We start from the raw sequence: 12413 nt of genomic DNA, 5'->3' as shown, positions 1-12413 counted from the left end.
AAAAACGGGCGGCCAGTGCGCCGCCCGTTACAGTATAGCTGCTGCCGGTTACCATTTTTTACCGAGGGCGCGATCCAGACTGTAGGCGCCGGGGCCGGTAATACCCAGCAGCAGGAAACCGCCGGCGATGGTAAGATTTTTCATAAACATCAGTGCGTTGGGATCCACCGCAACGTTGTGGTGGAAAATAAACGCGGTCAGCAGGGTAAAGCCGGCGATGAACAGTGCGGTGGTGCGGGTCAGGAAGCCGACCAGAATCGCCAGGCCGCCGCCAAATTCCAGCAGAATGGTCAGCGGCAGGAAGAAGCCCGGCACGCCCATTGCGGCCATATATTGCTCTGTTCCGGCGTAGCCGGTAATTTTACCCCAGCCGGCCACGATGAACAGGATTGGCATCAGAATACGGGCAATCAGAAAACCCACATCGTCGATTTTTTTCATTATCAGCTCCAGACTACGCTAAAGGCACTACAGGGAAGAATGCGCCGCTGATTTCAGTCGCGTAGCGTGATAATCGCACGGTGCGTTGGTGTGTCACTGATAATAAACAGAGTAAGCGTGGGTTGTAAGCGAGAACTCTTGTTGAAGTTGTTCAAGGATTTTGAAATGTGGACGGGGCGGATGGGTATTGCCCCGTCGCGGACGTTAACGTAGACGATTTCGCACCAGTCGCCAGGTGCTCCACAGGCCGACGCCGCGTCGCGCCCAGCGGAACAACCCGCGCGGGTGACGCACAGACCAGATTGCCATCAGCCCGCTGCCGACGGTGATCCACCGGCGCAGGTTCAGCAGGGTCATAAAGCCGTGATCGTAGCGGCCGGTAACCGCAAACCAGTCGCGCCGTGCCGCGCTCAGATCGAGCCGCTGCTGCCGGATCTGGCTGAGCAGGCGCGCTTTACGCACCTCGCGCTTGCGCCGGCTCACGATTCGTCCTCCAGCAGGTGGCGATCGGTCTCCAGCTCTTTACGCGTGGCGCTCAGCAGCGTGGATTTCCGACTTTTACGCAGTGCCCACAGCCCAAAAAACAGCGCGAGGGCAAACAGCACGCCGGTGGTGATGCCAATCGCCATCAGGCGATACTGCACATCCACTGCCCAGATGATCAGCACCATCAGGCTCATCAGCCCGAAGGCGGTGAACAGCATCGTCAGCCCGACCATCATCAGCATCTGCAGGAGATTGGCTTTTTCCTCCTCCAGTTCTACGACGATCAGCCGCAGACGCGTCTCCACCATTTTCACCAGCGTGGTGACGATGCGCTGCCCAACCTGGACGACCCCTTTAGCCGGGCCCTGCTGGTTTTCGCGTCCCGCCATAGGTTAGCGACGCGCCAGCAGAACGCCCAGCACCACGCCTACGGCGGCGCCGATGCCAATCCCGGTCCAGGGGTTTTCACGCACGTACTCGTCGGCGCGGTCGGCCGCTTCGCGGGTATGCTGCGCCAGGCGCTCGCCGGATTCCCCCAGGCGGGCGCGAGTTTCGCTCAGGGTGCTTTGCGCTTTGGCGCGCAGTTTATCCAGCTCTGAACGGGACTTATCCGTGGAGGTGCTCAGCACTTCTTCCAGAGTATCGGCAAGATTTTTCAACTCGGCGCGCAAATTTTCAGATGTCGTATCTTTAGACATGGTGACTTCCTTTTAGTGTTGAACAAAACCATTTCAGTATGGCTGAGCTTTAAGCGTAGCCAGTTCTTCACGAGCTTCCGCTAATTTTTTCTCGCGTTTGGCGATTTTCTTGCTGTCACCGCTCGCCTGCGCTTCCCGCAGATCCGCTTCCCGTTCGCTCACCTTCTCCTGATGCTCCGCCACTTTACTGGCGTGGGCGGCTTTCAGCTCCGCATCGGTACAGTGGCCGCGCACTTCGCTGAGCGCACGCTCAAGGCCGGTGATCCGACGGGCGTTATCGTGCTGTTTAGCGTACTCAATTTGCTGCTGGATGGCCTGCTCTTTCTGTTGGCAAAGCGGATTGGCAGCGTAAGTGGTGCCGGCGAAGGCCAGCAGCAGTAGGGTAAGAACGGGTCGTAACGTCATGGATGATCCTTCCTGGTTGCGCGAGCGTAGCGCGGTAATTTCCAAAAAAAATGTGATGGGCTCATCAGGCGCATCACATTCACTATAGACAGGATCGGGGTAAAGCTCAAAGCCCTGAGCGGGTCAGGGAGGCGATGACGCCGCCCCTATATCAGCTTTCCCGCAGTGGAATTCGGCTCCGGCGCCGGGGTTTGCGCGTCGACCTGAGCGACGATAAAGCCCGGCGGCAGCACCTTGTACAGGGCCGAGACGGCCGCCGCACGCTGATCCTGCGACTCCAGCGTCACCAGCAGCGCATCGCTGCCTGGCGTAATGCTTTTGATGCGGATCCCCTGCGCGCTGAGGCGCTGATAAACGAAAAACCCATCGGGCAGTGACAGCCCCTGATGAGCGGCGCGGATTTGCAGCGCCGTTTCGTCACGAAACAGCGCCGGCAGAAAGGTCGCCGCCAGCAGCATCAGTACGCCGCACAGCAGCCAGGGAAGAAATCGGGGCAGGCCCTTTATCCGCATCAGGATTATCCTTTTCCTGCGCTGACGCTGCGTTTTTTACGCCACAGCACATACAGTGAGCCAACCAGGCCGACGACCAGCAGCACCAGCGGCAGCATCATCAGACAGAACATCAGCTCATCTTCATACTTACGAAACAGTGGGGTTTTCCCCAGCGCAAAACCGAGGACGGTGAGGATCAGCACCCACAGGAAACCGCTCATCCAGTTGAAAAACTGAAAGCGGGCGTTATTCAGTCCGGAAAGCCCGGCAATGGTGGGCAGCAGCGTACGTACAAAGGCCAGAAAGCGGCCTACCAGCAGCGCGGAGAGGCCGTGGCGGTGAAACAGCTGATGCGCACGCTGGTGGTACTGTGCCGGCAGGTGGGACAGCCAGTTTTGCACCGTTCGCGTATTTCCCAGCCACTTGCCCTGTATATAACTGACCCAGGCGCCGAGGCTGGCGGCGGTGGTCAGGATCAGCAGAGTCAGTGGAAAGTTCATCGTGCCTTTTGCAATCAGCACGCCGACCAGAATCAGCAGGCTGTCTCCGGGCAGAAACGCGGCGGGCAGCAGGCCATTTTCCAGAAACAGAATCATGAACAGCACGAAGTAGATCGCCCAGACCAGAGAGGGATCGGCGAGGGTTTCAAAATCCTGATGCCAGAGCGCATTCACCAACTCTTTTAAGATATCCATCAAGTCATCCTAACAGCCAAAGTCATCACGCCTTATCAGGGACGCGCCGGAGAAAATGGCCGCAGCGGGGAGTGAGACGATTGGAGCCGCTGCCATTGTCTACTGAATATGCCAGGGGTGACCCCTGAAAACGCACAGCGTCTGAGAGGGGACTCGCGCCGCCGCACAGGGTAAAAAAGGGTTACAACTGTAACAAAATTCACCGCAATGAGACAGGGAAAATGTGGCCATGCCGGGCTGTTTTACCTTGAGGCGCGCCGCGGTGAAAGCGGTTTTACACAGTCTGACATAATTATAGAAGGGGGCGGCGCATCTGGCCGCCAGCGGGCAGGAGAGCACCTGCCCGAAGCGGAAAATATTCCGTGGCACCAGGGTCAGATGCGCTGTTCCGCACGCTGCTCATCCGCCATGCAGGCGGCGGCGGTAAACAGAATATCCGTTGAGGAGTTCAGCGCGGTCTCGGCCGAGTCTTGCAGCACACCAATGATAAAGCCCACGGCGACCACCTGCATCGCAATATCATTCGGGATCCCAAACATGTTACAGGCCACCGGTATAAGCAGCAGCGAGCCGCCGGCCACGCCGGAGGCGCCGCAGGCGCAGAGCGTCGCCACCAGGCTCAGCAGGATCGCGGTCGGAATATCAATGCTGATCCCCAGCGTATTCACCGCCGCCAGCGTCAGCACGGTGATGGTGATAGAGGCACCGGCCATGCTGATGGTGGCCCCCAGCGGAATCGATACGGAGTAAGTATCCTCGTCCAGATTCAGCTTCTTCGCCAGCGCCATATTCACCGGGATATTGGCCGCCGAGCTGCGGGTAAAGAAGGCGGTTACGCCGCTCTCACGCAGGCAGGTAAACACCAGCGGGTAGGGATTGCGGCGGATTTTCCACCACACCAGTGCCGGGTTGGCAATCAGCGCCATAAACAGCATGCAGCCAATCAGCAGCGCCAGCAGATGCGCATAGCTCCACAGCGCGCCAAAGCCGGCGGTGGCCAGCATGGCGGCGACCAGACCAAAGATACCCAGCGGCGCGCAGCGGATAACCAGTTTCACCATCCAGGTCACCGCATCAGAGGCATCGTTCAGCAGCTGGCGGGTGGAGGCGCTGCTGTGGCGGAAGGCCAGTCCGAGGCCGATAGCCCACACCAGGATGCCAATGTAATTGGCGTGCATCAGCGCGTCGATCGGGTTCGCTACCATACTCATCAGCAGGCCGCGCAGCACCTCCAGAATCCCGGAGGGCGGGGTGATATCGGTCTGCGCCGTGCTCAAGGTCAGCAGCTGCGGGTAGAGGTGGCTGCCGACCACCGCTATCGCGGCGGCAAACAGGGTGCTAAACAGATACAGGAACACAATCGGGCGCAGCGACGTTTTCTGGCCGTGGCGATGGTTGGCAATCGAAGCAATCACCAGCACCAGTACCAGCAGGGGGGCCACGGCTTTCAGCGCGCTGACGAACAGCGTGCCCAGCAGTCCAACCGCCTCGGCGGTCGGGGTCGACACTGCCGCCAGCAATATGCCGGCGACCAGCCCGATCAGAATTTGTTTCACCAGACTGCCCTGTACCAGCCGGCGCAAGAGACCCGAACCTTGTTTTTCCATGAGGATATCCATCTATTGTCATTATCAGGAGCCGCAGGCGACGGCCCGGAACGGGGGCGTATCGCATCTGCGTAAGCGTTTGCAGCGGGGAGTATAAGGAAATGTGTCGGCGGGAAAAGCGAAAAATCGGCGATTTTCATCGCCGATCAATTTTTATCACTTTTTTTTAACAGTATTGCAGCATGACGCACAGGCGCCAGTCGGCACCCGCTGCGGATCAGTGTCCGGTGCGATCGCGCTGATGATTGACCCAGCTGTTAATCAGCAGCGTGACGGTGAGAATACCGCCAACCACGCCCAGCGACACCGCCACCGGGATGTGGTAAATATCCACGATCAGCATCTTGACGCCGATAAACACCAGAATCACCGCCAGCCCGTACTTCAGCATAGAGAAACGCTCGGCAACGCCGGCCAGCAGGAAGTACATGGCGCGCAGGCCCAGAATGGCGAACAGGTTAGACGTCAGCACGATAAAGGGGTCGGTGGTGACGGCGAAAATCGCCGGGATGCTGTCGACGGCAAAAATCACGTCGCTGATCTCAACCATGATCAACACCAGCAGCAGCGGCGTGGCGTAGAGCAGGCCATTTTTACGGACGAAGAAGTGTTCGCTCTCAATGGTATCGGTCATGCGCATTTTGCTGCGTAACCAGCGCACCAGCGGCTTATCGCCGATGGCGGCACCGTCCTCTTTCGCCAGCGCCATTTTGATCCCGGTAATTAGCAGGAAGGCACCAAACAGATAGAGGATCCAGCTAAACTGCGACACCAGCCAGCTGCCGGCAAAAATCATAATAGTACGCAGTACGATAGCGCCCAGTACGCCGTAGATCAGCACGCGGCGCTGCATCGTGGCCGGCACGGCAAAATAGCTGAACAGCATCAGCCAGACAAACACGTTGTCCACCGCCAGCGCTTTTTCAATCAAATAGCCCGTCAGGAAGGCCAGCGCCTGGGTATTGGCCACTTCGCGGCCGGAGACATCATCGAGATACCACCAGAATGCCGCATTAAACAGCAGCGCCAGCGATACCCACAGCAGTGACCAGCCCGCCGCCTGTTTCATCGACATCGCCTGTGCGCCGCGTCGTCCCTGCAGCAGCAAATCGATGGCCAGCATTACCACGACAATGGCGGCAAAGCCGCCCCACAGTAGAGGGGTACCCACAGTATTCATGTCTATTTTCCTGTTCGCAAAAAAAACGGCCAACATCAGAAGACATTAGCCGCTTATGGGGGATAAGCAAACCCTGCCTTCCGGCAAGGTCTCACTTACCATTCGTGACCGGAATGGCTCAGGAACCGGGCGCCTGTGGCTGCCGTAATGACGATTCGCTGACGAAAAGTTACTCCCCTTTGCTGGACTAAAGGTAGAGTAGCTGCCTGTGTGATGCAAGGGATGCGCTGACATATTTAGAAATATTTACACAATTCCGGTCATCGACGATAACGGGTTGCAATTCGCGTTCCGCTCTTACAGGATCGGGCTGACAGCTCAACAGCGGGGAGAGGCCGATGCAGGCGGGCAGTAAACACGCACTTAACTGGACCAGCGTGCTGGTGGCCATCCCGGTCGGGATCGTGGCCTCGCTGGTGACGCTGCTTTTTCGCTTTGTGCTGGAACGCAGTAACGCGCTGCTGTTTGCTTCCGAACCGGATATCACCCGGGGGATAGCCCACTACCCTTGGTATGCCTGGCCGCTGATTGTCGGGCTGGGCGGCGTAGTCGCCGGCTGGTTTTTGCGCTACGCAACCGATCTCGAGCGCCGCCAGACGATAAAGACCGATTATCTGGAGGTGATCAACGCCCGGCTGGACGCCGTACCGACCAAAACTTCACTGTTTCGCGCCCTCTCCTCGCTGGCCAGCATCAGCAGCGGCGCTTCGATCGGGAAAGAGGGGCCGATGGTCCAGCTGTCGGCGCTGGCAGGCAGCCTGATGGGGCGCTTCTGCTTTCGCCGGCTGCCGCTCAGGAACAGCGATATCGTGGCGATGGCTGCCGCTGCCGGTCTGGCCTCGGTCTACCATGCGCCGCTGGCGTCGGCTATCTTTGTTGCCGAAATCGCCTTCGGCATTTCGGCCATGCAGCGCCTGATCCCGCTGATTATTGCCGCCGGCAGCGGGGTGCTCTGCATGTGGTTACTGGGCTTTCGTTCGGCACTCTATCCGCTGGCCGCGGGCAACTTTGCGCTGACGGCGACCGGCATCGGCCTGTCGTTGGTGATTGGCCTGGCGGCCGGCCTGCTGGGCTGGTTGATGATTTGGCTGATTGCTCGCAGCAAACGGCTGTTCGGCCGGATCGCGGCGCTGCCGCTGCGCCTCGGAGTGGGGGGCGCGCTGGTGGGGATTCTGGCCATAGCCAGCACCGACATTCTGGGCAACGGCTATGAGGTGATAGTGGCTATCATGGCCGGGCGCCTGCTGCTGGCGACGGTTATCCTGCTGCTAATACTGAAGATGGTGGCCACGGCGGTGTCGGTGGGGTCCGGTGCGGTGGGCGGCCTGTTTACGCCGGCGCTGCTGATAGGCGCGCTGCTCGGCGTGCTCTGTGCGACCCTTGTCGTGCGGCTGGGGTTGCCGGCCGGTGACGTGCTGCTGTACGCGGCGGTGGGCATGGGCGCGGTGCTGGCGGCGGTCAGCCAGGCACCGCTAATGGCGATGCTGATGGTGCTGGAAATGACCCTGAACAGTTCGCTGCTGTTTCCGGTGATGCTCGCCAGCGCGCTGGCGGCCATGACCATGTATCGCCTGCAGGCCACCAGCGCCTATCCGGTTGTCAGCGGCCATTTTAGCCGCTCAGAGGCGAAGTTCGATTTTGACAACGGCGTGATTGGGCAGTTTATTGTCTCCGGCGCGGCCCTGCAGCCGGATGAAACGGTGGGCAACGCGCTGGCGGTCTGTTCACTGAAGCGCGAACGCTTTGTTTATGTGATCGATGCGCAAGGCACTTTTCTCGGCGCGGCGTCGATGCACGACATCTCGCGACAGATTCTGGAGCAGCGCCTGACGCTTGATTCGCCGGTGGCGCTGGTTACCGACAGCCAGTTTCCCTGCGTGTATCAGCAGCAGACTATCCGCGAAGGCTGGAATGCCTTTGCCGCGGTCACCCTTGAGCGATTGCCGGTGTTAAATAATCCGCAGGAGCGCAAGTATCTCGGCGCGCTAACCAAAACCAGCCTGATTCAGCAGGCCGAAGCCTTTATTTAGCTACTGAGCCAGCGGCTGCCAGGCGACCACCGCATCCCGCAGCTGGGCAAACTGTTCGCCCAGCGTGGTCAGCCCCGGACGCAGCTGCGACAGAGGCTGCCCCTCACTGAGCTGCGTTTCCAGCGCGGTCAGCGCGTCAGAGAGCGGCGCGATGCGCAGCACCTGCAGCGTGCCGTTCATGCGGTGCAGCGTAGCGGCCAGCCCGGGGCGATCCTCATGGCTCAGCTGCTCCCCGGCGCGCTGTAGATCGCGTTCCCCCTCGGCGATGGCCGCGTGTAAAAAGGCCGCAATGCTCTGCGGATCGTCGGGTAAAAACAGCGACAGGGCCGGCAGGTCAATCCACGCCGCCAGCGGCAGGGGGGTGGGCTTCGTCGCCTCGTCGCGGGGCACCAGGCGCTCGAGGGTCTGCCGCAGCTGATCCAGCTCCAGCGGACGAAACAGGCACTCATCCATTCCGGCCGCGAGGCAGCGCTCGCGCTCGGAGAGCTGGGCGTTGGCCGTCAGGCCGATCACCACCGGTGGAGTCGGCTGCTGGCGCAGATGCTGACACAGCGCGAGTCCGCCCATCACCGGCATATTGATATCGGTGATCACGACCCTGGCCGGCGCCGTCCGCCACTGCTGCAGCGCGACGTCGCCGTTTTCCGCTTCGCTCACCTGATGACCAAGGACGCTCAGCTGGCGCGTCAGCAGCAGCCGATTGGCGGCACTGTCATCCACCACCAGGACGCGCAGGCTGTGCAGGTGGCGTTCGACCGGCGCCGCCGCGACCGCGGCCGGAGGGACCGCCTCCTCCGCCCGACACGGTAGCGTCAGCCGCACGCGAATGTGGGTGCCGACGTTGGGCTGGCTGTCGAGCGTCAGCGTGCCCTGCATCATCTCGACCAGCTCTACGCAGATGGCCAGCCCGAGTCCGCTGCCCTGCAGGCGATCGTCAGCCAGTTGCTCAAACGGTTGCAGAATCCGCGACTGGCTGGCGGGATCGATCCCTTTGCCGCTGTCCTGCACGCTGAGCAGCAGCTCAGCGTGCTGATCGTCAACACGCACGGCGCTCAGCTGCACCTGCACGGTACCGCTGTCGGTAAATTTGATGGCGTTGCTGATTAAGTTGGTAAGAACCTGACGCAGACGCAGGGGATCGGCATAGAGCGCCAGCGGCGCGGGCTGCTGCAAATCCGCCGTCAGCTGCAGCGCTTTTTGCCGCGCCAGCCCGTCAAACACCCGGATCACCGGCGGCATCAGCGCGCTGACGGCGATCCACGCCGGCTGCAGCTCCAGCTTGCCAGATTCAATTTTTGACATATCGAGGATATCGCCAATCAGCCCCATCAGCGCTCGCGAAGCGTCCCAGGCCACCCGCAGCGTGTCGCGATCCGGGGCGGGCATCTGGTTAACATTCAGGTCCAGCAGGCCAATGATCGCCGACAGCGGGGTGCGGATTTCATGGCTCATGGTGGCAAGAAAATGGCTCTTACCGCGATTAGCCAGTTCGGCGCTCTCTTTCGCCTGTGAGAGCTCATCCAACAGCTGCAGGTACTCCGTAACGTCCTGCCAGCCGCAAATCCAGCCGCGCTCACCGTCGGCCGACTCGTTAAACGCGGTCAGCCAGTGGCGGATTTGCCGTTCGCCGTCCGCGGTCAGCAGAGTAAACTCCTGCTCCTGCACGCGATCCGCCGCCAGCTCGGCACTGGGCGCGCCGTCCTTCAGCACGGCATAAATCTGGCTGAGGGGGTGGCGGCTATCATACAGCGGCAGCGCCAGCAGTGGCTGCTGCTGGGGCGAAAACACGGCGGTAAAGGCCTGATTCTGATGAGTGATCAGGCCCTGATTATCCACCACGTACACCGGCCGCGGCGGACCGTTAATCAACCGATCGCGAAAATTGAGTTCGGCGCGCAGGCGCGCCTCCGCCTGCTGCTTGCGGGCCACGCGCTGGCGCAGCGTGATGCCCCAGAACAGGGCGCCGAGAATCAGCAGCCCGGCGCTCAGCGCCACCAGATAGAACTGCAGGCGATAGACCGACCAGGTTCGCAGCTGGGCATCGGGGGTTCCCTGCCAGCGGGCGATCATATCGTTATAGAGCTTGGGAGGGACCAGCGTCAGCACCTTATTGACAATGCTGTACAGCTCCGGCGCATCGCGCCTGATGCCGAGCGAGATGCCGGCCTGCGGCATCGGCAACAGCGTGTTAACCCGCAGTTGGTTAGCGAAATAGCGGCCGATCATGTAGTCGGCGCTGATCAGCGTATTGACCGCTGCATCCGCTTCTCCCTCCGCCACCATCTGCATCGCCACGCTGGAGGTTCCCACTTCGCGAATCACCATCGCAGGGTGGTGGGCGCGGATCCAGGCTATCGCTCCGTGGCCGGCCGGCACGGCGATGCGGCTGCCCGGCGTCCAGTTGAACGCCGGCGCCCCGCTGGCGGTGACCAGCACATTCGGCGAAAACATAAACGGCTGGGTCAGCAGCAGCTGGCTGGCCCGGCTCTGGCTCCAGATAATCGCGCCAACCATCGCCGTGCCCGGCTCCTGCAGACGCCGCGGCAGCGCTTCAACGTCATCCTCATTTTCCGTGCGAAAGCGCAGGCCGGTCTTGAGATGGATCAGGTTCAGCACCTCGGCGGTAATGCCGTAAAAATGTTGGCGATCGTCAAACAGCATAAACGGAGCATTAAACTGGGTCACCAGCACGGTAATGTCCGGATGCTCCGCCAGCCACGCCTGTTCGGCGGGAGTGAACAGCAGCGGCGCCTGGATGAACTGAGATATGGCGCCCTGATCCCAGTGGCGCAACAGTAGCTCCCGCGTGCTGGCGGGCAGTTGCTCCAGCAGGGCGTTAAGGATCTCCCTGAGCGGCATCGCCTCTTCGCGTAGCATCAGGCGGTAACCTGGCGTGGGCGCATTCAGCACCGTATCCAGCTGCAGCAGATTGGTAAAGTGGCGCTCAATCAGATAGTTGTTTTCCAGCAGATTGCCGATGGCCGCATCATTCTCTCCCAACGCCACCGAGCTTAACGCCGCCAGCGTCGTCTCATAAACGCGCAGCTTGTGGTCAGGATACCGCGCCCGCAGCTGCGCTATTGGCAGAATACCGTCTACCACCGCCAGGCGTTCGGGGCGGACGCTGGGGAGAAAAGCCTGACGTTCCGGCGATACCATTACCGGCTCAGCCGCAAACAGATCGGCCGAGGCAGTGAGGCCGCGAAGATCAGAACGGGCGCCCGGGGGAACCAGCAGGGCATCTATCTCGCCGCGGCGCAGCGCCGCCTCCGCTGCGGCGTCGTCAACGTAGTCACTAAATCGCACGGTCAGGCCGAGGCTGCGGGCCATCAGCTGAAGCATATCGGGCAGGATGCCACGCAGGGTCTCGTCGGTGGCAATTTGCACCATCGGCGGGCTCATTCTCCGTCCGGCGAGGCCAATGGTCAGCTCACGCTTTTTGCCCAGCCAGCGCCAGTCCGCATCCGGCAGATCGACGTTGACCGGCGGCAGCGGTGACGCTGTCGGCAGCTGCAACGGCTGTCCGCCAGGGGAGACTGCCCACGCGGGAGCGCAAAGCAGTATCAGCAGCAGCCATAGCCAGATGCGCATCAGGACACCTGATTACGGCGGGTGAAATCCAGCAGGTCTTTACGGGTTTTCAGCCCCAGCTTCTCCATCAGCCGTGACTTATAGGTGCTGACGGTTTTGTTGCTGATCTTCATTTTGTTGGCGATGCTCATCACTTCCTGGCCCTCGGCCAGATATTGCAAAACCTGAAACTCCCGCGTTGACAGGGTCTGGATGCGCTGACTGTCATCGGCATTCGGCTCCAGCAGCCGGGTGTCATTAATGCGCAGCGGGAAATAGCCGTAGCCGGCGCAGACGGTGTTGACTGCGTTCAGCAGATTATCGAGGTTATTTTTCTTACTGATAAAGCCATTGGCGCCGTAGCGGGCGCTTTGCAGGGCATAGTAATCGGGATTTTTGCCGCTCATCACAATGATCGGCAGGGTAAACATGGACTTGCGCAGCTGCTCAATCACCTCGATGCCGTTCAGGGTCGGAATATCAATATCAATCACTAACAGATCCGGCGCATGCTGCTGCACCAGCGGCAGGACCTCAGCACCGTCGTCGGTTTCCGCCACCACCTGGTATCCCTGCTTCTCCAGCAGCAGCCGGATCGCCATACGGGCAATCGGATGATCATCGACCACGATAAATCGGCGCACAGTCACCTCCGGGCAGCCGCGATAAGAAAAATCCAGTGTAAGCAGGCGCGCTTCGCGTCTCAACGGAATAATGCTGAGTGTAGTCAATTTCCTACAGGCGGCGCCGGAAATTCCTGGCGCGTGGCGGGGGAGATACGCACGATTCGGCGTTCCGGCGGGCGAG

General features: G+C 60.6%; 12 protein-coding genes. 1 reads left to right on the top strand and 11 read right to left on the bottom strand.

Annotation, left to right across the window (positions count from 1 at the left end; genetic code table 11):
- Nucleotides 1-48: 48 nt before the first annotated feature.
- From BS626_RS12245 to BS626_RS12205, 9 genes are all read right to left on the bottom strand, one after another.
- Entirely contained in the window at nucleotides 49-441 is a 393-nt protein-coding gene (locus BS626_RS12245) for a DoxX family protein (RefSeq protein ID WP_075182689.1), read from the bottom strand.
- A gap of 204 nt (nucleotides 442-645) precedes the next feature.
- The gene (locus BS626_RS12240) at nucleotides 646-927 is read right to left on the bottom strand and encodes a YqjK-like family protein (RefSeq protein WP_075182688.1); all 282 of its coding nucleotides are present in this window, start codon (nucleotides 925-927) and stop codon (nucleotides 646-648) included.
- Nucleotides 921-1316, bottom strand: coding sequence for a phage holin family protein (locus BS626_RS12235; protein WP_075182687.1), 396 nt, complete (start codon nucleotides 1314-1316; stop codon nucleotides 921-923). The genes BS626_RS12240 and BS626_RS12235 overlap by 7 nt, the downstream gene beginning before the upstream one ends.
- Before the next feature lie 3 nt (nucleotides 1317-1319).
- Nucleotides 1320-1625, bottom strand: a complete 306-nt coding sequence (locus BS626_RS12230) for a YqjD family protein (RefSeq protein ID WP_075182686.1) — start codon at nucleotides 1623-1625, stop codon at nucleotides 1320-1322.
- Between the two features lie 33 nt (nucleotides 1626-1658).
- On the bottom strand, nucleotides 1659-2030 hold the full coding sequence (locus tag BS626_RS12225) for a DUF1090 domain-containing protein (RefSeq protein WP_075182685.1): 372 nt from the start codon (nucleotides 2028-2030) through the stop codon (nucleotides 1659-1661).
- Between the two features lie 146 nt (nucleotides 2031-2176).
- Complete coding sequence (mzrA, locus tag BS626_RS12220; RefSeq protein ID WP_371328498.1) at nucleotides 2177-2542, bottom strand: EnvZ/OmpR regulon moderator MzrA; 366 nt, start codon at nucleotides 2540-2542, stop codon at nucleotides 2177-2179.
- Between the two features lie 5 nt (nucleotides 2543-2547).
- Nucleotides 2548-3219 (bottom strand): DedA family protein, encoded by a 672-nt coding sequence (locus tag BS626_RS12215; protein ID WP_075182683.1) that lies wholly within the window; start codon nucleotides 3217-3219, stop codon nucleotides 2548-2550.
- Between the two features lie 374 nt (nucleotides 3220-3593).
- Nucleotides 3594-4826 carry a serine/threonine transporter SstT gene (gene sstT, locus BS626_RS12210; protein ID WP_075182682.1) on the bottom strand — a complete coding sequence of 411 codons (1233 nt, stop codon included), beginning with the start codon at nucleotides 4824-4826 and terminating at the stop codon, nucleotides 3594-3596.
- Between the two features lie 217 nt (nucleotides 4827-5043).
- On the bottom strand, nucleotides 5044-6006 hold the full coding sequence (locus BS626_RS12205) for a TerC family protein (protein ID WP_075182681.1): 963 nt from the start codon (nucleotides 6004-6006) through the stop codon (nucleotides 5044-5046).
- Nucleotides 6007-6344: 338 nt separating this feature from the next.
- Here BS626_RS12205 and BS626_RS12200 point away from each other — a divergent pair, with 338 nt between their 5' ends.
- Nucleotides 6345-8036, top strand: a complete 1692-nt coding sequence (locus tag BS626_RS12200; protein ID WP_075182680.1) for a chloride channel protein — start codon at nucleotides 6345-6347, stop codon at nucleotides 8034-8036.
- On the opposite strand, the gene BS626_RS12195 is transcribed toward BS626_RS12200, so the two are convergent.
- Together BS626_RS12195 and BS626_RS12190 are read right to left on the bottom strand one after the other, a co-directional pair.
- Nucleotides 8037-11627: an ATP-binding protein gene (locus BS626_RS12195; RefSeq protein WP_075182679.1), complete on the bottom strand. Its 3591-nt coding sequence runs from the start codon at nucleotides 11625-11627 to the stop codon at nucleotides 8037-8039. It lies immediately after the preceding gene.
- Entirely contained in the window at nucleotides 11627-12250 is a 624-nt protein-coding gene (locus tag BS626_RS12190; RefSeq protein ID WP_075182678.1) for a response regulator, read from the bottom strand. The genes BS626_RS12195 and BS626_RS12190 overlap by 1 nt, the downstream gene beginning before the upstream one ends.
- Between the last annotated feature and the right edge of the window lie 163 nt (nucleotides 12251-12413).

This window comes from Pantoea sp. 1.19 (genome assembly GCF_001922585.1).
In the GTDB taxonomy this organism is placed as follows: Bacteria; Pseudomonadota; Gammaproteobacteria; order Enterobacterales; family Enterobacteriaceae; genus 1-19.
This window is presented reverse-complemented; position numbering and strand designations above follow the sequence as displayed.